23 protein-coding genes and 1 rRNA gene are annotated in these 22361 nt (G+C 66.6%); 23 read left to right on the top strand and 1 reads right to left on the bottom strand.

The genetic code is table 11. The features are described from left to right. Positions 1-6 precede the first annotated feature (6 nt). The 20 genes from thrB (at position 7) to G341_RS0117965 (ending at position 18749) form a co-directional block, all read left to right on the top strand. Entirely contained in the window at positions 7-957 is a 951-nt protein-coding gene (thrB, locus tag G341_RS0118060) for a homoserine kinase (protein WP_026303851.1), read from the top strand. Positions 958-1228: 271 nt separating this feature from the next. Then, positions 1229-3211 carry a transcription termination factor Rho gene (rho, locus tag G341_RS0118055; protein WP_081622608.1) on the top strand — a complete coding sequence of 661 codons (1983 nt, stop codon included), beginning with the start codon at positions 1229-1231 and terminating at the stop codon, positions 3209-3211. 219 nt (positions 3212-3430) lie between these two features. Continuing rightward, positions 3431-4705, top strand: a complete 1275-nt coding sequence (locus G341_RS0118050; RefSeq protein ID WP_018180572.1) for an inorganic phosphate transporter — start codon at positions 3431-3433, stop codon at positions 4703-4705. 1 nt (position 4706) lies between these two features. Then, on the top strand, positions 4707-5003 hold the full coding sequence (locus G341_RS0118045; protein ID WP_018180571.1) for a hypothetical protein: 297 nt from the start codon (positions 4707-4709) through the stop codon (positions 5001-5003). Positions 5004-5033: 30 nt separating this feature from the next. Then, the gene (locus tag G341_RS22480; RefSeq protein WP_018180570.1) at positions 5034-5432 is read left to right on the top strand and encodes a DUF3349 domain-containing protein; all 399 of its coding nucleotides are present in this window, start codon (positions 5034-5036) and stop codon (positions 5430-5432) included. A 190-nt stretch (positions 5433-5622) separates the two neighbouring features. Further along, positions 5623-5859 carry a 50S ribosomal protein L31 gene (gene rpmE / locus G341_RS0118035; RefSeq protein WP_018180569.1) on the top strand — a complete coding sequence of 79 codons (237 nt, stop codon included), beginning with the start codon at positions 5623-5625 and terminating at the stop codon, positions 5857-5859. A gap of 90 nt (positions 5860-5949) precedes the next feature. Beyond that, complete coding sequence (gene prfA / locus G341_RS0118030) at positions 5950-7032, top strand: peptide chain release factor 1 (protein ID WP_018180568.1); 1083 nt, start codon at positions 5950-5952, stop codon at positions 7030-7032. Then, positions 7029-7937 carry a peptide chain release factor N(5)-glutamine methyltransferase gene (gene prmC / locus G341_RS0118025; protein WP_018180567.1) on the top strand — a complete coding sequence of 303 codons (909 nt, stop codon included), beginning with the start codon at positions 7029-7031 and terminating at the stop codon, positions 7935-7937. Before prfA ends, prmC begins: the two co-directional genes overlap by 4 nt. Further along, on the top strand, positions 7934-8587 hold the full coding sequence (locus G341_RS0118020; protein WP_018180566.1) for an L-threonylcarbamoyladenylate synthase: 654 nt from the start codon (positions 7934-7936) through the stop codon (positions 8585-8587). Before prmC ends, G341_RS0118020 begins: the two co-directional genes overlap by 4 nt. A gap of 28 nt (positions 8588-8615) precedes the next feature. Further along, entirely contained in the window at positions 8616-9833 is a 1218-nt protein-coding gene (locus G341_RS0118015; RefSeq protein ID WP_018180565.1) for a glycosyltransferase family 4 protein, read from the top strand. Positions 9834-10047: 214 nt separating this feature from the next. After that, complete coding sequence (locus G341_RS0118010; RefSeq protein WP_026303849.1) at positions 10048-10482, top strand: ATP synthase subunit I; 435 nt, start codon at positions 10048-10050, stop codon at positions 10480-10482. After that, a complete protein-coding gene (atpB, locus tag G341_RS0118005; RefSeq protein WP_018180563.1) occupies positions 10479-11249 on the top strand; it encodes a F0F1 ATP synthase subunit A in 771 nt (256 codons plus the stop codon). Before G341_RS0118010 ends, atpB begins: the two co-directional genes overlap by 4 nt. Before the next feature lie 108 nt (positions 11250-11357). Continuing rightward, positions 11358-11618 (top strand): F0F1 ATP synthase subunit C, encoded by a 261-nt coding sequence (locus tag G341_RS0118000; RefSeq protein WP_018180562.1) that lies wholly within the window; start codon positions 11358-11360, stop codon positions 11616-11618. A 50-nt stretch (positions 11619-11668) separates the two neighbouring features. Next, positions 11669-12220, top strand: a complete 552-nt coding sequence (locus G341_RS0117995) for a F0F1 ATP synthase subunit B (protein ID WP_018180561.1) — start codon at positions 11669-11671, stop codon at positions 12218-12220. Between the two features lie 3 nt (positions 12221-12223). Then, a complete protein-coding gene (locus tag G341_RS0117990; RefSeq protein WP_018180560.1) occupies positions 12224-13567 on the top strand; it encodes a F0F1 ATP synthase subunit B/delta in 1344 nt (447 codons plus the stop codon). Between the two features lie 66 nt (positions 13568-13633). Then, positions 13634-15265, top strand: coding sequence for a F0F1 ATP synthase subunit alpha (gene atpA, locus G341_RS0117985; protein WP_018180559.1), 1632 nt, complete (start codon positions 13634-13636; stop codon positions 15263-15265). Between the two features lie 36 nt (positions 15266-15301). Next, the gene (locus tag G341_RS0117980; RefSeq protein WP_018180558.1) at positions 15302-16237 is read left to right on the top strand and encodes a F0F1 ATP synthase subunit gamma; all 936 of its coding nucleotides are present in this window, start codon (positions 15302-15304) and stop codon (positions 16235-16237) included. Positions 16238-16264: 27 nt separating this feature from the next. Continuing rightward, on the top strand, positions 16265-17716 hold the full coding sequence (gene atpD / locus G341_RS0117975; RefSeq protein ID WP_018180557.1) for a F0F1 ATP synthase subunit beta: 1452 nt from the start codon (positions 16265-16267) through the stop codon (positions 17714-17716). Positions 17717-17736: 20 nt separating this feature from the next. Further along, positions 17737-18123: a F0F1 ATP synthase subunit epsilon gene (locus G341_RS0117970; protein ID WP_026303847.1), complete on the top strand. Its 387-nt coding sequence runs from the start codon at positions 17737-17739 to the stop codon at positions 18121-18123. Between the two features lie 173 nt (positions 18124-18296). Next, the gene (locus tag G341_RS0117965; RefSeq protein ID WP_018180555.1) at positions 18297-18749 is read left to right on the top strand and encodes a DUF2550 domain-containing protein; all 453 of its coding nucleotides are present in this window, start codon (positions 18297-18299) and stop codon (positions 18747-18749) included. 126 nt (positions 18750-18875) lie between these two features. Here the strand turns inward: G341_RS0117965 and G341_RS0117960 are convergent, their stop codons facing one another. Continuing rightward, entirely contained in the window at positions 18876-19460 is a 585-nt protein-coding gene (locus tag G341_RS0117960) for a cob(I)yrinic acid a,c-diamide adenosyltransferase (protein ID WP_018180554.1), read from the bottom strand. A 26-nt stretch (positions 19461-19486) separates the two neighbouring features. Here G341_RS0117960 and G341_RS0117955 point away from each other — a divergent pair, with 26 nt between their 5' ends. The 3 genes from G341_RS0117955 to G341_RS0117945 all read left to right on the top strand — a co-directional run. Next, positions 19487-19972, top strand: coding sequence for an SRPBCC family protein (locus G341_RS0117955; RefSeq protein ID WP_018180553.1), 486 nt, complete (start codon positions 19487-19489; stop codon positions 19970-19972). Positions 19973-20020: 48 nt separating this feature from the next. Next, on the top strand, positions 20021-21274 hold the full coding sequence (gene murA / locus G341_RS0117950; RefSeq protein WP_018180552.1) for a UDP-N-acetylglucosamine 1-carboxyvinyltransferase: 1254 nt from the start codon (positions 20021-20023) through the stop codon (positions 21272-21274). A gap of 862 nt (positions 21275-22136) precedes the next feature. Beyond that, a 16S ribosomal RNA gene (locus G341_RS0117945) occupies positions 22137-22361 on the top strand; the annotation flags it as partial.

The following is a 22361-nucleotide window of genomic DNA, read 5'->3' as shown; positions in this document are numbered from 1 at the left end:
GAACCGATGACAGCAGCAGCGGTGCAGACCGACGGGGTGGTCCCGGTGCCGGCGGGTGTGTCGGTATCAGTGCGGGTTCCGGCCTCGTCCGCGAACCTGGGCGCCGGGTTCGACTGTCTGGGAATCGCCCTGGGGCTGTTCGACGAGGTCGACGTGACGGTGGTCGATTCCGGCGTCGAGGTCTCGGTGACCGGCGAGGGAGCCGGACAGGTGCCGCTGGATGAACGACATCTGGTGGTCCGGGCGATCAATCGGGGCCTGGCTGCCGTCGGCGCCTCGGTGCCGGGTCTGAAGGTCGAGTGCCGCAACGTGATTCCGCATTCGCGCGGTCTGGGATCGTCGGCGTCGGCCGCGGTGGCCGGCCTGGCCGCCGCCGCCGGACTACTGGCGAAATCGGGTGTGGCCCCGGCGCTTTCGGATGCCCAGCTGGTGCAGTTGGCCGGCGAGTTCGAGGGACACCCGGACAACGCGGCCGCGAGCGCGCTCGGCGGGGCGGTGGTGTCGTGGACGGACACCAGCCACGAAGGGGACATCTACGGTGCCCGCCGAGTCGAGGTGCATCCGACGATCGGCGCATACGCGTTCGTGTCCGCGGTCGAATCGTCGACCAACGAGACCCGCGGACTGCTGCCCGACACCGTGCCTCGGGCCGACGCGGTCTTCAATGTCAGCCGCGCATCGTTGGCGGTGGTCGCGCTGCAGTCCGACCCCTCGCTGCTGATGATGGCCACCGACGATCGGCTGCACCAGCCGTATCGGGCGCCCGCGATGATGCCGTCGGCGGAGCTGGTGGCGCGGCTGCGGGCCGATGACGTGCCGGCGATGATCTCCGGGGCCGGACCCACGGTTCTCGCGATCACCGACCGGGAGCTCCCGGACTGGGCCGTCGGGACGGCCGGTGAGCTGGGCTTTTCGGTGTTGGCGCTGGACGTCGCCGGTCCCGTCGAGGTCTCCTGACCGACCTCCGGTCGGCCTACGGGGAATAACTCCTGGGTGTGGCGGTGTTGCCCACTGCTGACGTGGTAGTTACCATGGTCAGGTCTGACCGTGTGACACCATGCGGACCCCCAAACGATGTACTGGCGACGTCTGACAGCCGTTGCCGGAAGCGTCCGGGTCCAGGTTTGGACTTCCACCGATCACCCGCTTCGCGCCGCGCTTGACCTGCGGCGACGGATCGTGCGATGCGCCGGGGGTCCGTCAGACCAGATACCTGCCTCGTTCGTCCATGAACGAGACCAAGCCTCCGCCTTCATGCCGGGGGAACGAAAGGACATCCGTGACGGAAACGGACATCAGCCCGACTGTGAAGACTGACCGGTCGGGGCATCCAACGAGCGGTCTGTCGTCGATGGTGCTGCCCGAACTGCGTGCAGTGGCAAGCGATCTCGGGATCAAGGGAATCTCCGGGATGCGCAAGGGCGATCTGATCGCCGCCATCACCGACCGCGCCGCGGTCGACAACCGCGCCGGATCGGGCAACCGTGGCGCCGCCGCCGCGCCGGCACCTGCCGCCGACCGTGCGACGGAGAAGCCGGTGGCCGAGGAGCGTAAGCCCGCCGCCGATGCCGCGCCGGCCGCCGCTGCGCCGACCGAGGACACCAAGCCCGCCGACGCCCAGCCCGCTGATACCAAGCCCGCCGAGGCCACCAGTGCCGCAGATGCTGCCGGTGACGACAACGGCGCCGAGGCGAACCAGGGCGGCGACCGCCAGCGGCAGCGTCGTCGTGGCAACGGCGGCGAGGGCGGCCAGAACAATGACCGGCAGAGCAATGACCGCCAGGGGGGCGATCGCCAGAACAGCGTCCGCCAGAACAGCGACCGCCAGAATCAGAACGATCGCCAGAACCAGAATGACCGCAAGTCCGGTGACGGCGGGTCGAATTCGGGGGGCTCGAACAAGGGCAACCAGCAGGGCGGCAACCAGCAGGGCGGCGGCAACCGCAACCAGGGCCCCGATGACGGGGACGGCGAGGGTCGCGGTCGTCGCGGTCGTCGGTTCCGGGAGCGTCGTCGCGGACGCGATCGTGACGGTGGCGAGCCGCAGATCTCCGAAGACGATGTGCTGCAACCGGTTGCGGGCATCCTCGACGTGCTCGACAACTACGCGTTCGTCCGGACCTCCGGCTATCTGGCCGGCCCGAACGATGTCTACGTGTCGATGAATCTCATCCGCAAGAACGGCCTGCGCCGCGGCGACGCCGTCACCGGCGCCGTCCGGGTGCCCAAAGACGGTGAGTCGCAGAGCAATCAGCGGCAGAAGTTCAACCCGCTGGTGCGGCTGGACACCGTCAACGGATCGGATGTCGAGTCCGCGAAGAAGCGGCCGGAATTCTCCAAGCTGACCCCGCTGTATCCGAATCAGCGCCTGCGCCTGGAGACCACGCCCGAGCGGCTGACGACCCGCGTCATCGACCTGATCATGCCGATCGGCAAGGGTCAGCGTGCGTTGATCCAGTCGCCGCCGAAGGCCGGCAAGACCACGATCATGCAGGACATCGCGAATGCGATCTCGGTCAACAATCCTGAGTGCTACCTGATGGTCGTCCTGGTCGACGAGCGTCCCGAAGAGGTCACCGACATGCAGCGTTCGGTGAAGGGCGAGGTCATCGCCTCGACCTTCGACCGCCCGCCGTCAGACCACACCTCGGTCGCCGAGCTCGCCATCGAGCGTGCCAAGCGCCTGGTCGAGCAGGGCAAAGACGTTGTGGTGCTGCTGGATTCGATCACCCGTCTGGGTCGCGCGTACAACAACGCGTCGCCCGCGTCGGGCCGCATCCTCTCCGGTGGTGTCGACTCGACCGCGCTGTACCCGCCGAAGCGATTCCTCGGCGCGGCGCGCAACATCGAGAACGGCGGCTCGCTGACGATCATCGCCACGGCGATGGTCGAGACCGGATCGCAGGGCGACACCGTGATCTTCGAGGAGTTCAAGGGCACCGGCAACGCCGAGCTCAAGCTGGACCGCAAGATCGCTGAACGTCGGGTGTTCCCGGCCGTCGACGTCACGCCGTCCGGCACCCGTAAGGACGAGCTCCTGATGTCGCCGGAGGAGTTCGCGATCGTTCACAAGCTGCGCCGGGTGCTCACCGGACTCGATTCGCAGCAGGCGATCGATCTGCTGATCAGCCAGTTGAAGAAGACGCGCAACAACATCGAATTCCTGATGCAGGTGCAGAAGAACACTCCCGGCACCGCCGCGGAGGACTGACGATCTGACGACAGCGGCCGCCACGGGGTTTCCGGGGCGGCCGTTGTCGTTTCCCGGTATGCCCGGAATGCCGCGCAACGCGATATCCGGACGTGCGCCGAGATGGCGTGAATCGTCGGCGAACCATGTCGAATCGCAGTCGTTTGCGCAGGTCACATCGTTTTCTCGATATGGCGATTCGTTTGGTCGGCGCCGCCCTCGTCAAGCACAATCAATGCTATGAGCAACGAACTGGTCATTCTGTTGTTAGTGATCGTGACCGCTCTGGCTTTCGACTTCACCAATGGTTTCCACGACACCGGCAACGCGATGGCCACGTCGATCGCCACCGGCGCATTGAAGCCCAAGACCGCGGTCGCGCTGTCGGCGATCCTCAATCTCGTCGGGGCCTTCCTGTCCGTGTCGGTCGCCCTGACCGTGACCAACTCGGTCATCAAGATTCAGCAGAGTTCCGGCAGTTCCCAAGGGGCACCGGTCGATTCGATGGTCGCCGACCACGGCCACGCGCTGCTGATCATCGTGTTCGCGGGCCTCATCGGCGGCATCGTCTGGAACCTGCTCACCTGGCTGCTCGGCCTGCCGAGTTCGAGCAGCCATGCGTTGTTCGGCGGGTTGATCGGCTCGGCCATTGCGGCACTCGGCATGAGCGGTGTCGTCTGGAACGGCGACGGCAAGCTCGACGGCGTGGTCGGCAAAGTGATTCTGCCGGCGCTGATTTCCCCGTTCATCGCGGGAATCGTGGCCGGCATCGGCACCTGGCTGGTGTACAAGCTGGTGGCCGGAGTCGCGACCAAGTTCACCGAGCAGGGTTTCCGCTGGGGTCAGATCGGCACGTCGTCGCTGCTGTCGCTGGCGCACGGCACCAACGACGCGCAGAAGACGATGGGCGTGATCACGCTCGCCGTGATCGCCTACAGCTGGGACGACAAGTCGGCCAGCGGCCCCTTCGCCTGGCACGATCTGCACGGGATTCCGCTGTGGGTCAAGGTTGCTTGTGCGTGTGCGATCGCGCTCGGCACTTACGTCGGTGGCTGGCGGGTGATCCGTACGCTCGGCAAGGGACTGGTGGAAATCAGTCCGCCGCAGGGGATGTCGGCTGAAGCCGCGTCCGCAACGGTGGTACTCGCCTCCACCGGAATGGGATTCGCCCTGTCGACGACCCACGTGGCCACGGGTTCGATCCTCGGCTCGGGTGTCGGCAAACCGGGCGCCAGCGTGCGCTGGCGCGTCGCGGCCCGGCTGGTCGCCGCCTGGGTGGTCACGCTGCCCGCCGCGGCCGTGGTGGGCGCGATCATGTGGGAGATCGGCGATCGGATACCGGACGCCGGGCCCTACGTGATGTTCGCGATCCTGCTGGCGCTGGCCGGCTATATGTACTGGCGCGCCCAGCAGCAGCCGGTCGATGCCACCAACGTCAACGACGACTGGGACGACAAGTCCGCGCCGGCGCCGCCGGCCGACTCCCGCGCGCTGGACGAGAAAGAGGCGGTGTGACATGACGACGTTCGCCGAGCTCTGGGATGCGGCATGGAAGGTGCTGGCGATCGGACTGATCCTGGGCGCGGGACTGCCGGCGCTGTTCGCCCTGGGGGTGCGCGGTGTGGCGCTCGCGGCGGGAAATCAGAACGCGGACGACAGCGTCCGCAAGGGCAACCCGGCGGGCGCGGTGCTCGCGTTCGTCGCGTTTACGGTGGTGATCCTGGCGGTCGTGTTCGGCATCGCGACGATCATCGCCCAAGGCCATGGCATGATCATTGACTTCCATCACTTCCCGCCGTTCCGGCACAAGTGACCATCGATTGAGAATGCGTAAGTGAACACCATGGAGAAACGATCCGTCCTCGACATCCTGGGCTGGATGCGGTCGGGATACCCCAAGGGCGTTCCGCCGAAGGACTACTTCCCGTTGCTCGCCCTGCTCAAGAACTCGTTGTCGGAGGCGGAGCTGGCGCAGGTGCTCGGTCATCTGCTCGCCGACCGCCCCGAGGGCTCGCTCGACCGCGAGCAGATCGAGGCCGCCATCGTCAAGGTGACCAACGCCGCCCCGGCCGAAGAGGAACTGCGGCAGGTGGCGGCCAAGCTTGCCGCCGGAGGCTGGCCCCTGTCCGGAATCGGAGAGCACGAGTCGGATGCCGTCGCCGACGAGTCCGATACCGCCGCCGATGAGTCCGGCGCCGATACCGACAAGTCCGGGACCAGCGCCGACGACCCGGCGGAATAGCCGCCGTCACCTGTGCGTTCACCTGGGAGTCCGGGGCCAGATGCTCGGCGACGACGATTGGTCTTCTCGCCGTGGCTTCTGGCATAATTGCCCGGTCAACCAGCGGTGGCTTCCGTCGAAGCCGCCACAACCGTCCGGTTCCGGTTCACACCAGCTGCGCTGGTGACCCGGCGACCACGAAAGGGACACCATGAAGCAGGGAATCCATCCCGACTACGTCGAGACCACGGTGGTCTGCGGCTGCGGCAACACTTTCGTCACCCGCAGCACCGCCACCAGCGGGCGCATCAACGTCGAGGTCTGCAGCCAGTGCCACCCGTTCTACACGGGCAAGCAGAAGATCCTCGACACCGGCGGCCGCGTCGCCAAGTTCGAGCAGCGCTACGGCAAGCGCAACGCTGCCAAGAAGGAAGACGCCAGCAAGTAGCTGTCTCGCCAACGCCCGATCTGCCCGCGCGCAGGTCGGGCGTTGGTGCTTTCAGCCATCAGTCCGTCCACCTCGCTGTCAGGGAGTTCCGTGAGCACCACCCAGCCGTCCGCCATCGATGACATCCTCGCCGAGCACGAGGGCCTGCAGGCCCAGATGTCCGATCCGACGCTGCACAACGATCCCGCCGCCGCGCGCCGGGTCGGCAAGCGGTTCGCCCAGCTGTCGCCGATCATGGCGACCTACACCAAACTCAAAGCGGCACAGGATGACCTGGAGGCGGCCCGCGAGCTCGCGGCCGACGATCCGGCCTTCGCCGCCGAGGTGCCGGAGCTGGAGCAGTTGGTCGACGAGCTGGAGGCGACGCTGACCGACCAGCTGGCGCCCCGCGATCCGCACGACGGCGACGATGTCGTCCTCGAGGTGAAATCCGGTGAGGGAGGGGAGGAGTCGGCCCTGTTCGCCTCCGACCTGGCCCGGATGTACCTGAAGTACTGCGAGCGGCATGGCTGGAAGGCGACCATCCTCGGCGTCACCGAGTCTGATCTTGGCGGCTACAAGGAAGCGTCGATCTCGATCAAGTCCAAGCCGGGCGACGAGAGCCCGGACGGCGTCTGGGCCCGGCTCAAGTTCGAGGGCGGTGTGCACCGCGTGCAGCGGGTGCCGGTCACCGAATCCCAAGGGCGGATTCACACGTCGGCGGCCGGCGTGCTCATCTATCCCGAGCCGGACGAGGTCGAGGAGGTGCAGATCGACGAGTCCGAGCTGCGCATCGACGTGTACCGCAGCTCCGGCAAGGGTGGTCAGGGCGTCAATACGACCGACTCCGCGGTGCGAATCACCCACCTGCCCACCGGCATCGTCGTCACCTGTCAGAACGAGCGGTCGCAGCTGCAGAACAAGGCGCGCGCCATGCAGGTGCTCGCGGCACGGCTGCAGGCCGCGCGCGAAGAGGCGGCCGACGCCGAGGCCGCAGAAGGCCGTGCGGCACAGGTGCGTACGGTCGACCGCTCGGAGCGGATCCGCACCTACAACTTCCCGGAGAACCGGATCACCGACCATCGCATCGGCTACAAGGCGCACAACCTGGATGCGGTGCTCGCCGGCGACATGGACGCGCTGCTCGACGCGCTGGTCGCCGCCGATCGCCAAGCCAGGCTGCAGGCCGAGTGACCGAATCCGGTGTCGCGGTAAGGGATCTGCTGCGTGATGCCGCGGGGCGGCTGAGCGCGGCAGGCGTGCCATCGCCGGCGGTGGATGCCGAGCTGCTGCTGGCCGACGTTCTGGGCATCGACCGGGGGCGGCTGATCACGACCGGACCGGTCGATCCCGGCGCGCAGGAGGCTTTCGCTGCGGCGCTCGCGCGGCGCTGCACACGAGAACCCCTGCAGCACATCATCGGCCACGCCTGGTTCGGCCCGCTGGAACTGGCGGTCGGGCCGGGGGTGTTCGTGCCGCGGCCGGAGACCGAGGCGCTGCTGGAGTGGGCGCTGGTGCAGGCGCGACACACCTCGCCCGCGATCGCGGTCGATCTGTGCAGCGGCAGCGGCGCGTTGGCGATCGCGTTGGCGCACGAACTGCCGAACGTGCGCGTGCACGCCCTGGAACTGTCTGACGAGGCCCTGGTCTGGTTGCGTCGCAACGTATCCGCGCAGCCCGCCGACATCGCCGATCGCATCATCATGCAGCAGGTCGACGTCACCGATCGGGACGCGGTGGTCGCGGCCGTGGGCGCATCGACGGCCGGGCTGATCGTCAGCAATCCGCCATATATCCCGACGGGAGCCGCCGACGGGCTGGATCCCGAAGTCCGCGAGCACGATCCGCATGCCGCGCTCTTCGGCGGGACCGACGGGATGTCCGTGATCGGGCCGATGGCGGCCGCCATCGCGGCCATCGCGCGGCCGGGTGCCCCGGTGGCGATCGAGCATGACGACACCACCGGCGACCGCGTCGCCGCGGTCCTGCGCACGACCGGGTTCGACGACGTCGCGGGCCGGACCGACCTGGCCGGTCGGCCGCGCTTCGTCACCGGCCGGGCGCCCGTATCGGTGGACGTGGAAGGATCGGGGTCGTGAGCACGCTATTCGACTGCACCGACCCGTCGACCCGGGATGCCGGCATCCGCGCGGCCGTAGGCGCCGCCAAGTCGGGCCGACTCATCGTCATGCCCACCGACACGTTGTACGGATTGGGCTGCGACGCATTCGATTCGGACGCGGTGGCGGCGCTGCTGGCGGCGAAGAACCGCGGCCGTGACATGCCGGTGCCGGTGCTCGTCGGCTCCTGGAACACGATCGACGGCCTGGTGCTGTCGGTCTCGCCGACCGCCCGGGAGCTGACCCGCGCGTTCTGGCCCGGCGGACTGAGCCTGGTGGTGCAGCAGGCGCCGTCGCTGGCCTGGGACCTGGGCAATACGGCCGGCACGGTGATGCTGCGGATGCCGCTGCATCCGGTGGCGATCGAGGTGCTGCGCGAGGTCGGGCCGATGGCGGTGTCGAGCGCGAACGTGTCCGGGCAGCCCCCGGCGTCGACTGTCGCGCAGGCGCAGGCGCAGCTGGGCGACAAGGTCGGGTTGTATCTGGACGGCGGGCCCGCGACCCACGGCGTGGCGTCGACGATCGTCGATCTCAGCGGAGCGCAGCCGCGAGTGCTGCGCGAGGGCGCGGTGAGCGTCGAGGACATCGCCGAGGTCGCCGGCGTGACCGCTGAGAGCCTGCGCGCCTGAGGGCGTCGCAAAAGGTACCGTGATTGCGATGCATGCCGCGATGACCCACGCCTACGCATCCGTGTCCACGGTTGCGAATGGGATGTCGACGGCGAATCCGGCGGGAGCGGGCGTGCCGCTGCGCGAGCTCGCGCTGGTCGGCCTCACCGCTGCGGTCATCACCTATCTGGCGACCGCTCTGGTCCGCCCCGTCGCCACCCACGTCGGCGCCGTGGCCGTGCCCCGTCAGCGCGACGTGCACGCGGTGCCGACCCCCCGGCTCGGCGGCGTCGGCATGTATATCGGCGTGCTCGCGGCATTCTTTCTGGCGCAGGAGCTCCCGGCACTCACCCGCGGGTTCGACTATGCCAACGGCTTCACCAACGACATGACTGCGACGATGGTCGCCGGCGCGGTGATCGTGGTGGTCGGCATCATCGACGACCGATGGGGGATCGATGCACTCACCAAGTTCGTCGGGCAGCTGACCGCTGCCGGCGTACTGGTGGTGATGGGGGTCAGCTGGTACCTGCTGGCCGTGCCGTTCGGCAATGTCGGCACGGTCGTCCTCGATTCGGTGCAATCGGGCCTGCTCACCATCGCCATCACGGTGGCCACGATCAACGCGATCAACTTCGTCGACGGCCTCGACGGCCTCGCCGCCGGGCTCGGGCTGATCGCGGCCCTGGCGATCTGCCTGTTCTCGCTCGGCCTGCTGCACGACCAGGGCGGCGACGTCAGCTACTACCCGCCGGCGCTGATCACGGCCGCGCTCGCCGGCGCCTGTCTCGGCTTTCTGCCGCATAATTTCCAGCCCGCCCGAATATTCATGGGCGATTCCGGGTCGATGCTGATCGGCTTGATGCTCGCCGCCGCGTCCACCAGCGCGTCCGGCAAGATCGCGATCAACGCCTACGGTCCGGCCGACATGTTCACCTTGCTGTCGCCGTTGGTGCTGGTCCTCGCGGTGATGTTCATCCCGATGCTGGACATGCTGATGGCGATCGTCCGCCGGACCCGGTCGGGCGTGGGCTTCTACACCCCGGACAAGATGCACCTGCATCACCGGCTGCTGGAGATCGGGCACACGCATCGCCGCGTGGTCCTGCTGATCTACCTCTGGGTCGCCGTGCTGGCGTTCAGCGCCGCGGCGAGTTCGATGGCGCCGTGGTCGGTGGTGACGCCGTTGCTCGCCGGGGGGCTGATCGTCGCGCTGTTCGCCACGATCGTCCCGCGGCTGCGGCGCCGGATGGCCGGAGCCCACTGACACCGCGAATGCCGGGTTGGCCCGATTCTGCGAGAATCGGACAATGCATTACTATGGGGCGTAGTAGACCAGGAGACAGGGTCGCGGGCGGAATCGGGCAAACGAATCAGCACCCGGTGATGTTCCCGCTGGCCCGTGTTGATATGGTCACAACACATCGAGCGGAAGCCCGTCATGCCTGCATGCGATCTTCCGCCCAACTAGGAGAGGCAGCTTGACCCTCGATTCCTGGGATGCATCGTCTGCACCCGACTCGGCGCCGGCCCCGCTGGCTCGTCCGGGATTGGTGCGTCCTGCCATCGTTTCCGGCGCCGTCGTGGCCGTCGTGATCGGCGCGGGATTCGCGGTCGGTGGTCATTGGCTCGCCTTCGGCCTCTGGATGCTGCTCGGCACCGTTCTCAGCCTCGGCAACGCCGCGATGGTGCTCTCCACCGTCACCGCGCTGACCGCAGAGGAGAACCCGCGTAAGCGTCCGCTTGTTCTCAACACCGCGGTGCGGTTGGCCATTTTCACGGTCATCGCGCTGGTGATCGCATTCTTGTTCCGTCCCGCAGGCCTGGGGGTGGTCTTCGGACTCGCCCTGACGCAGGTCGTGCTTGTGCTGCACACGGTGATTCCCGTGATGAAAGGACTACGTCAGAGCTCATGATCACTCTCGCCGCGAACACCGAAGTGCTTGCCGACGAAGGCAGCAAGATCGAGGTCGGTCACCACAAGACGGTCGAATTCATCGGAATGACCTTCAACTGGGACACCATCCTGGCCACCGGGATCGCGGCCTTGATCATCATCGCGATGGCGTTCTACGTGCGCTCGCGCATCAGCACCAAGGGTATGCCCAGCGGCGTGCAGCTGTTCTTCGAGACGCTGACCACCCAGATGCGCGGCCAGATCGAGTCGGCCGTGGGCATGAAGATCGCCCCGTTCGTGCTGCCGCTGTCGGTCACGCTGTTCACCTTCATCCTGATCTCCAACTGGCTCTCGGTGCTACCGGTGCAGTGGGGCAAGGACGGCAAGGCCACCGAGCTCTTCGGGCCGCCGGCGTCTGACGTCAACTTCGTCTACGCGCTGGTTCTGGTCGTGTTCGTCTGGTACCACGCGGCCGGCTTCCGTCGCCGCGGGCTCATCGGCCACCCGGTCCGCCTGGCCAAGGGTCACGCGGCCGGCCTGATGCCGATCAACATCATCGAGGAGATCGCCAAGCCGGTCTCGCTCTCTCTCCGTCTTTTCGGCAACATGTTCGCCGGTGGCGTGATGGTCGCCTTGATCACGCTGTTCCCGCCGTACATCCTGTGGGCGCCGAACGCCATCTGGAAGACCTTCGACCTGTTCGTCGGCCTGATCCAGGCGTTCATCTTCGCGCTGTTGACGATCTTGTACTTCGGCCAGTCGATGGAGCTGGAGGACGAGCACTAGAACCCCCGCCGGCGGCACCCGTCGTCGGCTCCGCACAATCCGGCAGACACCCTGTCGGTCCGTAAGCAAATCCGGTAGGTCAGCTACCGGACGTTGAAAGGAAAAGCAATGGATCCGAATCTCGTTGGCGCAGGAGCCCTCATCGGCGGCGGTCTGATCATGGCCGGTGGCGCCATCGGTGCCGGTATCGGTGACGGTCTGGCCGGTGCTCAGCTGATCGCTGGCATCGCTCGTCAGCCGGAGGCTCAGAGCCGCCTCTTCACCCCGTTCTTCATCACCGTCGGTCTGGTCGAGGCGGCGTACTTCATCAACCTGGCGTTCATGGCGCTGTTCGTCTTCGCCACCCCGATCAAGGGCAAGACGGGTTAATAACCCTTCAGCGTCAGTCGTTTACGTACATCTGAGGAGTCGATAGAGCCATGAGCAGCCTTGTCCTGGCGGCGGCCGAAGAGGGCGAGAAGACCAACAACTTCTTGATCCCGAACGGGACCTTCTTCGCCGAGGTGATCATCTTTTTGATCGTGCTCGGAGTGATCTGGTTCTTCGTCGTGCCGCCCATCAGCAAGGTCCTGAAGGAACGCGCGGAGATGGTCGCCGAGACGGCGGCCGATCAGAAGGCGGCGGCAGCCGGCTTCGAGGCTGCTCAGCAGCAGTACGTCGACTCCCTGAAGGACGCCCGCACCGAGGCCACCGGGATTCGCGACGCGGCCCGGGCCAAGGGGCGGGAGAATCTCGACGAGATGCGGCAGCGGGCGACCGCCGAGGCCGACGCGGTCAACGCGGAGACCTCGGCGCGCCTGCAAGCCGAAGGCGAGCGCGCCGCGGCCGAGGCCCACAAGGACGTCGCGAACCTGTCGGCGACCCTGGCCAGCCGGGTCCTCGGCTTCGACGTCACGACGGACCCGAAGCTGTCGGCATCTCTGCAGAACATCGCCTCCAAGCAGGCACAACCAAGCGGATCGGTGAACTAATTCATGGGGATCTTTATCGGTCAGCTGGTCGGCTTCCTGGTAGTCGTCTTCATCCTGTGGCGTTATGTGCGGCCGCCGGTGAAGAAGGCCATGGCTGCCCAGCAGGAGACCATTGCTGCGCACATCAGCGAGCACGACGAGGCCAAGGCCCAGCTCGCGCAGGCCAAGGAAGCCCATGCCAAGGCGCTGGAGGAAGCCCGCGCCGAGGCGAGTGCCATCCGTGAGGAAGCCCGCGGCGACGCGCAGGCCATCGCCGAAGAGATGAAGACGCAGGCCGACAAGGAAGTCGCGCGAGTCGGCGCACAGGGTACGGCGCAGGCCGACCTCACCCGGGCGAACCTCGTCCGCAACCTGCGTACCGACCTCGGTCTGGCGTCGGTGGACGTCGCCGGCTCGCTGGTTCGCGAACATCTGAAAGATCCCGCCGCACAGGCCGATTCGGTCGACCGCTTCATCGGTGAACTCGAGCGCATGGCGCAGGACGGCGCCGACTCGGCGGCTATTGCCGAGCAGTTCGGCAACCGCTCGCTGCGTGCCGCCAGCCGCGACGCGCTGGGCAGTGTCCAGCAGCAGTTCGACACCGCCATCGCCGGCAAGTCGATCGACGAAGTCACCACGGCCGCAAACGATCTCGCGGCGGTGACCGAGGTACTCAAGGACAAGCCGGTGCTGCGCAAGCACCTCGCCGAACCGTCGGACGACACCGCCGCCAAGCACGCCATGGTCGACCAGCTGTTCGGCGGCAAGATCTCGCCGATCGCCCTGGACGTGGTCCGCAGCGCGGCCGCCGCCAAGTGGTCGCAGGCGTCGGACCTCACCAAGGGCCTCGAGCGCATCGCGCGCGCCGGTCTGCTGGTCGCCGCGGAGCGCGACGGCAAGCTGGAGGACACCGAGGACGAGCTCTTCCGGGCCGGCCGCCTGCTGGTCGCCGAGCCGCAGCTGACCGGGCTGCTGTCGGACTCGACCACCCCGCTCGACGGTCGGCTGCAGCTGCTGAACAGCGTGCTGGGCAGCAAGGTCAACGCGCACACCAACGCCCTGCTCACGCAGACCGTGCGGCTGGCGCGTATCCACCGCATCGACGGCACCGTCGCCGACATCGCCGAGCTGGCCGCCGCGCGCCGCGGCGAGTCGGTCGCGCATGTCATCGCGGCCGCTCCACTGAGCGACGCGCAGAACACGCGCCTGGCGACCGTCCTGGGCCGCGTCTACCGGCGGGAGATCTCGGTGCAGACCGAGACCGACGCCGCGCTGCTGGGCGGACTCAAGATCACCGTCGGCGACGAGGTCATCGAGGGCGACATCGCCACCCGGCTGGCCAAGGCTGCCGAAAGCCTGCCCCGGTAACCGCCGGCGCATCAGACCACCATCCATCACCAGACCAACTGGAAGAACTAGAGGAACGAGTAACTCATGGCGGAGTTGACGATCTCATCGGACGAGATCAAGGGAGCGATCGAGCAGTACGTCTCGTCGTTTGAGGCGCAGGCCTCCCGTGAGGAGATCGGCGTTGTCGCCGACACCTCCGACGGCATTGCACACGTGAGCGGACTGCCGGGCGCCATGGCGAACGAGCTGCTCGAGTTCTCCGGCGGAACCCTGGGCGTGGCCCTGAACCTCGACGAGGACGAGGTCGGTGCGGTCATCCTGGGCGACTTCGCCCACCTCGAAGAGGGCCAGCAGGTCAGCCGTACCGGCGACGTGCTGTCGGTGCCGGTCGGCGACGGGTTCCTGGGCCGGGTGGTCGACCCGCTGGGCGCGCCGATCGACGGCAAGGGCGACATCGCGGCCGACGAGCAGCGCGTCCTGGAGCTGCAGGCCGCCACCGTGCTCGAGCGCCAGCCCGTCGAGGAGTCGCTGGCCACCGGCATCAAGGCCATCGACGCCATGACCGCCATCGGCCGCGGTCAGCGTCAGCTGGTCATCGGCGACCGCAAGACCGGCAAGACCGCGGTCTGCATCGACGCCATCCTGAACCAGAAGGCGAACTGGGAGACCGGCGACCCGACCAAGCAGGTCCGTTGCATCTACGTCGCGATCGGCCAGAAGGGCTCGACCATCGCCGGCGTCAAGCAGTCGCTGGAAGAGAACGGCGCGATGGAGTACACCACCATCGTTGCGGCTCCGGCCTCCGACTCGGCCGGCTTCAAGTGGCTGGCGCCGTACACCGGCTCGGCCATCGGCCAGCACTGGATGTACCAGGGCAAGCACGTCCTGATCGTGTTCGACGACCTGACCAAGCAGGCCGAGGCCTACCGCGCCATCTCGCTGCTGCTGCGTCGCCCGCCGGGCCGCGAGGCGTACCCGGGTGACGTCTTCTACTTGCACTCGCGTCTGCTGGAGCGGTGCGCCAAGCTGTCCGACGAGCTCGGCGGCGGTTCGATGACCGGTCTGCCGATCATCGAGACCAAGGCCAACGACGTCTCGGCGTTCATCCCGACCAACGTCATCTCGATCACCGACGGCCAGGTGTTCCTGGAGTCGGACCTCTTCAACAAGGGTGTCCGTCCGGCGATCAACGTGGGTACGTCGGTGTCGCGTGTCGGTGGCGCCGCCCAGACCAAGGGTCTGAAGGCGGTCTCCGGTTCGCTGCGTCTGGAGCTGGCCCAGTTCCGTGAGCTCGAGGCGTTCGCCGCGTTCGCGTCCGACCTGGACGACGCGTCGAAGGCACAGCTGGACCGCGGCGCCCGCTGGGTCGAGCTGCTCAAGCAGGACCAGAACTCGCCGGTGCCCGTCGAGGACCAGATCGTCTCGATCTACCTCTGCGGTGAGGGCCACTACGACTCGGTGCCGGTCGGCGACATCCGCCGCTTCGAGGCCGAGCTGCTGACCCACCTGCACCACAGCGCCAAGGGCGTCTACGACTCGATCGCCGGCGGCGCCAAGCTGTCCGACGATCAGGCCGAGGCCCTCGTCGCCGAGACCGACAAGTTCAAGCAGAGCTTCCTGGCCAGCGACGGCTCCCGGGTGGTCAACGAGGCCAAGGCACACACGCTGGAAGCCGAGGCGGTCAACAAGGAAGAGATCAAGGTCAACCGCAAGTGATGACCCCGACGATCTCTACGAGACAGAAGGTGAGCGATGGCTAGCATCCGAGAGCTGCGGTCGCGGATCAAGTCGGTTCAGTCGACCAAGAAGATCACCAAGGCGCAGGAGCTGATCGCGACCTCGCGAATCAGCAAGGCGCAGTTGCGGGTCGCGGCTTCCAAGCCGTACAGCGAAGAGATGACCAAGGTCCTCTCGGAGCTGGCCAGCAACTCGGGATCGCTGGATCACCCGCTGCTGACCGAGCGCGAGAACCCCAAGCGTGCGGCCGTGCTGGTGGTCACCAGCGACCGCGGCATGTGTGGTGGCTACAACTCGAACGTGCTGCGCGAGACCCGCGAACTGCTCAATCTCCTTGCAGACGAGGGCAAGACGCCGGTGCTGTACGTGATGGGCTCCAAGGGCGTCTCGTACTTCAACTTCCGCAACCAGGAGATCGCCGGGTCGTGGACGGGCTTCTCGCAGCAGCCGCATTACAGCGACGCAGCCGAGGCGACGAAGCACCTGGTGGAGCTCTTCCGCGCGGGATCGGGCAACGAGGTTCCGTCGATCGTCGAGGGCGCGAAGGCCATCGAGGGCGTCGACGAGCTGCACATCGTCTACACGAGCTTCGTGTCGATGCTGACCCAGCAGCCCGAGGTGCACCGGGTGGCGCCGCTGGTCGTGACCGAGGACGATTCCCCTGACACGGCCGATGGCCAGGGCTTCGGTCGCAACTACAGCTACGAGCCGGGCGCGGACAGCCTGTTGACCGCGCTGCTGCCGAAGTATCTGACGACCCGCATCTACGCGGCGCTGCTGGATTCGGCGGCGTCCGAGAGCGCGGCGCGGCGGACGGCCATGAAGGCGGCGACCGATAACGCCGAGGAGCTGGTGGTGACCCTCTCGCGCGAGGCGAACCAGCTGCGGCAGGCGCAGATCACTCAGGAAATCAGCGAGATCGTCGGCGGCGCAAGCGCTCTCGCGAACTAAAGACTCATACACACAGGAAGTGACGACATGACCACAGCAGTAACCGAAACCCCGGCCGGCGGCACGGCCTCCGGCCTCGCCGGGCGCGTCGTGCGCGTCATCGGCCCGGTCGTCGACGTGGAGTTCCCGCGGGGCGCCATTCCCGAGCTGTTCAACGCGCTGCACGCGGACATCACGCTGCCGTCGGTGGCCAAGACGCTGACCCTCGAGGTCGCGCAGCACCTCGGCGACAACCTGGTGCGCACCATCTCGATGCAGCCCACCGACGGCCTCGTCCGCGGCGCTGAGGTTCGCGACACCGGCAAGCCGATCTCGGTGCCGGTCGGCGATGTCGTCAAGGGGCACGTGTTCAACGCGCTGGGCGACTGCCTGGACGCGCCGGGCACCGGCCGGGACGGCGAGCAGTGGGGCATCCACCGCAAGCCTCCGTCATTCGACCAGCTCGAGGGCAAGACCGAGATCCTCGAGACCGGTATCAAGGTCATCGACCTGCTGACCCCGTACGTGAAGGGCGGCAAGATCGGTCTGTTCGGTGGCGCCGGTGTCGGCAAGACCGTTCTGATCCAGGAGATGATCACCCGTATCGCGCGTGAGTTCTCCGGCACGTCGGTGTTCGCCGGCGTCGGTGAGCGCACCCGTGAGGGCACCGACCTCCATCTCGAGATGGAGGAGATGGGCGTTCTCCAGGACACCGCGTTGGTGTTCGGCCAGATGGATGAGCCGCCGGGGACGCGTATGCGCGTGGCCCTGTCTGCGCTGACCATGGCGGAGTACTTCCGCGATGTTCAGGGCCAGGACGTGCTGCTGTTCATCGACAACATCTTCCGGTTCACCCAGGCCGGCTCGGAGGTCTCGACGCTGCTCGGCCGCATGCCGTCGGCCGTCGGTTACCAGCCGACCCTGGCTGACGAGATGGGCGAGCTGCAGGAGCGGATCACCTCGACCAAGGGTCGCTCGATCACCTCGCTGCAGGCGATCTACGTCCCCGCCGACGACTACACCGACCCGGCGCCGGCGACCACCTTCGCCCACCTCGATGCGACCACCGAGCTCTCGCGGCCGATCTCGCAGCTGGGTATCTACCCGGCCGTCGACCCGCTGACCTCGACCTCGCGCATCCTGGAGGCCTCGATCGTCGGCGACGAGCACTTCCGCGTCGCCAACGAGGTCAAGCGCATCCTGCAGAAGTACAAGGAGCTGCAGGACATCATCGCCATCCTCGGTATGGACGAACTCTCGGAAGAGGACAAGGTCACCGTTCAGCGCGCCCGTCGCCTGCAGCGGTTCCTCGGCCAGAACTTCATCGTCGCCGAGAAGTTCACCGGTCAGCCCGGCTCGGTCGTGTCGCTCGCAGACACCATCGAGGCGTTCGACCGCGTGTGCAAGGGCGAGTTCGACCACTACCCGGAGCAGGCGTTCAACTCGCTCGGTGGCCTGGACGACGTCGAGGCGGCCGCCAAGAAGCTCGCCGGCAAGTAAAGCGCGAAGGATACTAGGAAATGGCTGACGCAAGCTTCCAGGTGGAGGTCGTCGCGGTCGAGGAGCGCATCTACTCCGGCGAGGCGACCTTCGTGATCGCACAGACCACCGAGGGCGAGTTGGGCGTGCTGCACAACCACGAGCCGCTGCTCGGTCAGCTGGTCGAGAACGGGTTCGTCGTCATCGAACAGGTGGACGGCGTCCGAAGGGTCGCTGCGGTCCAGGGCGGCTTCCTCTCGGTGACCGGCGAGTCGGTGACTGTGCTGGCCGAGTCGGCCGAATGGGCTCGAGACGTCGATGTCGACGCCGAGAAGGCCGTTCTGGAGTCGGCCGAGGAGGGCTCCGAGGATTACCTGCGCGCCGAATCCCGGCTGAAGGCAGTGGAGCAGCTGAGCGCGACCAAGTAGTCGCTGCTGCACCTTGATGTGAAGCAAGTGACGGGCCCCGTTCGGATCAGATCCGGACGGGGCCCGTTTTCTTTCCTATGGCAATCTGGTTGGTGGGCGGGGGCCAGTTGTGAAGATCCGGACCTGTTGAAGATCCGGGCCAGTCGTGAATATCCGGGAGGTAGGTCGGCGTGATGCATGTCTTGATGATCATCGCGGTGATCATTCTGCTGACATGCGTGGTGATCGCCGGGGTGGTGCTGGCGATCGGCGTCCGGCGGTTGAGCCGGATGCGCGGCGTGGGTACCGCGGTGGCGCTGCGGGATCTGCCGGCGCGCGGCGATCACGGCTGGCGGCACGGCGTCATCTGCTATGGCGACGAATCCATCGAGTACTACCGACTACGGGATATCCGGCCGGGCCCGTCGCAGATCTACGGCCGGCAGACACTGGAACCGCACGGTCGGCGGATGCCGAGTATCGCCGAACGGCCGCTGTTGGGCCACGACGGGGCCGATCTGGTGATCCTGGAACTGACCTCGGGCCCGCAGACGTTCGAGGTGGCGCTGGAGTCCGGCGCGGCCACCGCGATGCAGTCCTGGCTCGAATCAAGGCCCTCCGGACGCCGCCAGCGCCGCACCCGCTAGTCGAGCCCGATCGCCGCCTGCCTGCGTTGTCGTTCGGCCCGCATAGGACCGCACTATTGCGGGCCTCCTCCGCCTTGGCAGACCGGCGATCGGATCTCGACTAGCGACAGGGGTGGGCTCGACTGGCTAGCGTTCGCCGCCGGGTTTCCAGAGTACGTCGTCGATCTTGTTGCGCCGGTTGGCGATTCGACTGAGGATGAACAGTAGATCGGACAGTCGGTTGAGGTACTTGGCGGGCAGCACCGACGTGTCGTCGGGATGTGCCTCGATCGCCGCCCAGGCGGACCGCTCGGCCCGACGGACGACGGTTCGAGCCACGTGCAGGTGCACTGAGAGCGCGCAGCCGCCGGGCAGGATGAATGACGTGAGCGGCTGCAGCTGCGCCGTGTATTCGTCGCACCAGGCCTCGAGTTGCTCGATATAGGCGGGTTCGATCCGCAGCGGGGGGTACTTGGGATCGTCGACGACCGGGGTCGACAGGTCGGCGCCGGCGTCGAACAGGTCGTTCTGTACCCGGGTCAGGATCGCGGCGATGTCGTCGCATCCATCGCCGACGTGGGACGCGGCAACGCCGAGCGCGGCGTTGGCCTCGTCACAGTCGGCGTAGGCGGCGACCCGCAGGTCGGTCTTGGGTACGCGGCTGAAGTCGGACAGTCCGGTGGAGCCGTCGTCGCCGGTGCGGGTGTAGATCCGTGTGAGGTGAACGTTCACCCTGCCAATCTAATAGGATCCCGGGTATGTCGGCGACGCCCTTCACGATCGAACGATCGATTGCCATCAGCCAGCCTGCTGCGCGAATCTTTCCGTATCTCAACGACTTTCGCAGGTGGCAGGACTGGTCGCCCTGGGAGGGGCTGGATCCGAAGATGGAGCGCAGCTATTCGGGCCCCGAGGCGGGGGTCGGATCGGGTTATCACTGGTCGGGCAACCGCAAGGCCGGCGAGGGGACGATGACGATCACCTCCGCCGACCGCCCCGATCGTCTGGCGCTGGACCTGAACTTCGCGCGGCCGTGGAAGGCGCAGAACACGGTGATCTTCGTGCTGACCGAGTCGCCGGACGCCAGCTCGACCGTGGTCGATTGGCGGATGTCGGGAACCAACTCGGGAATCAACAAGATCTTCTCCAAGCTGTTCAACCTGGACAAGCTGGTCGGCAAGGACTTCGAGAAGGGGTTGCGCCAGCTGAAGACGCTGGCCGAGTCCGGCGAGGTCGAGCCCTGAGCAGCGCACGCGATCCGCGTACCGACGCGGGCGATAGGGGGACGAGCCGTGGGTGATCGATTCCTGGTGACCGGCGGCGCCCGGCTGACCGGCGAGGTGTCGGTCGGCGGGGCCAAGAACAGTGTGCTGAAGCTGATGGCCGCCGCGCTGCTGGCCGAGGGCGTCACGACCATCACCAACTGCCCGCAGATCGCGGATGTGCCGTTGATGGCCGACGTGCTGCGCGGACTCGGTGCGGAGGTCGAGCTCGACGGCGACGTGGTGCGGATCGATACGCCGGCGGTGCCGAAGCATCACGCGGATTTCGACGCGGTCAAGCAATTCCGCGCGTCGGTCTGCGTGCTCGGACCGCTGGTGGCGCGGGCGCATCGGGCGGTGGTGGCGCTGCCGGGCGGTGACGCGATCGGCTCGCGGCCGCTGGACATGCATCAGGCCGGTCTGCGCGAGCTCGGAGCGCGGAGCGTCATCGAGCACGGATGCGTTGTGGCCGAGGCGGATTCGCTGATCGGGGCACCGATATCGCTCGAGTTCCCGTCGGTGGGTGCCACGGAGAACATCCTGACCGCCGCGGTGCTGGCGGAGGGGGTGACGACGATCGACAACGCCGCCCGGGAGCCCGAGATCGTGGACCTGTGCGTGATGTTGCAGCAGATGGGGGCCCGGATCGACGGCGCCGGCACCTCGACACTCACGGTGACCGGGGTTCCGCAGCTGCATCCGACGACGCACCGGGTGATCGGTGATCGCATTGTCGGTGCGACATGGGGGATAGCGGCGGCGATGACACAGGGCGACGTCACGGTGCGCGGAGTCGACCCGGCGCACCTGCAGCTGGTGCTGAACAAGCTGCGGGAGGCCGGGGCGCAGGTGGACACCTATCCCGACGGATTCCGCGTTCTGCAGCGGGAACGGCCCACCGCGGTGAACGTGTCGACGCTGCCGTTCCCGGGATTCCCCACGGACCTGCAGCCGATGGCCATCGGCCTGGCCTCGGTATCCGAGGGGATGTCGGTGATCACCGAGAACGTGTTCGAGGCGCGGTTCCGGTTCGTCGAAGAGATGGTGCGGATGGGCGCCGATGCCCGCACCGACGGTCATCACGCGGTGATCAGGGGAATCGACCAGCTGTCGAGCGCGCCGGTGTGGTCGTCGGACATCCGCGCCGGCGCCGGGCTGGTGCTTGCCGGCCTGGTCGCCGACGGCGTGACCGAGGTGCATGACGTGTTCCACATCGATCGGGGGTACCCCGATTTCGTCGAGAGTCTGCGTGCGCTCGGCGGCAAGATCGAGCGGGTCGTCTGATCCGAGCCGCCGAATAGGCTTGGTCCACAACCGATCAACGATGACCCGCCCAGCTGTACTGGGGCGGGTCATCGGTCGTTTTCGGGTCCGTACGGCCGGTCGTGTCGAGGTGGTGCGCGTCTCCGCAAAAGAATCCAAATATCGGTTCGACGCGCAAAACAGGCCGTGACCTGCAGTGTTGTGAAGAAGACCAGCCCAAGTGCCCTAGATCACATCGATGTAATTTACCGTCGATCGACGGATCTGCGATGGCGCCCACGCTGAAAGTTGTTGCGCGGCAATCGCATACGGGCCGATCACGGGTGTCGAAACGACGATTTGCACAATCGTCGGGCGGTGCGTAACTTATTCTAAGTCAGCGCGCCACGGCGCCGCCCCGGAGCGAGTCCCACAGGGACCAACGACCGGCGGAAGGGAAACCGGGTTTGCGCAGACCGCCCCCAAGCTCGAATTTCCGGGCAGCTTGCTGCCTGGGTAAGACGAACGAGGGATCTAGCGCTAGTCGCGAAACGTAGCAAGCCTTCGGGTTTGCGAGCGTCGAATGACTCTGCTAGGCTGGAAAAGTTGCCTCAGAACAGGGCAACGAATCCTAACGAACAAGTTTGCGGACAACCGCCGGCTCGCTGAGCTGGTAGATCCGTGGATGTGTGTTCTTTGAGAACTTGATAGTGTGTTGGTGGATTGTTTAGTGCCATTTTTTGAATGGCTGGCCCACTGTATGAGCTTTCTGTTCCCTTTTGTTGGGGGTGGGGGGTTTGTGGGGTGGGTGGTTGTTTTTGTTTTGTTTTTTGTTTTTTTGGATGCCATGTTTGTTGGTGTCTGGATTGAGCGTCTTTTGAGGCCTGGTTGTTTTGATTGGGTTTTGTTGGAGAGTTTGATCCTGGCTCAGGACGAACGCTGGCGGCGTGCTTAACACATGCAAGTCGAACGGAAAGGCCTAGCTTGCTAGGTACTCGAGTGGCGAACGGGTGAGTAACACGTGGGTGATCTGCCCTCAACTTCGGGATAAGCCTGGGAAACTGGGTCTAATACCGGATAGGACCATTGGATGCATGTCTGGTGGTGGAAAGCCTTGTGCGGTTGGGGA

The sequence above is a fragment of the Jongsikchunia kroppenstedtii DSM 45133 genome (assembly GCF_000380485.1).
Lineage (GTDB): Bacteria > Actinomycetota > Actinomycetes > Mycobacteriales > Mycobacteriaceae > Jongsikchunia > Jongsikchunia kroppenstedtii.
Note: the sequence above shows the minus strand (reverse complement) of the source record. Positions and strands in the feature narration are given on the sequence as shown.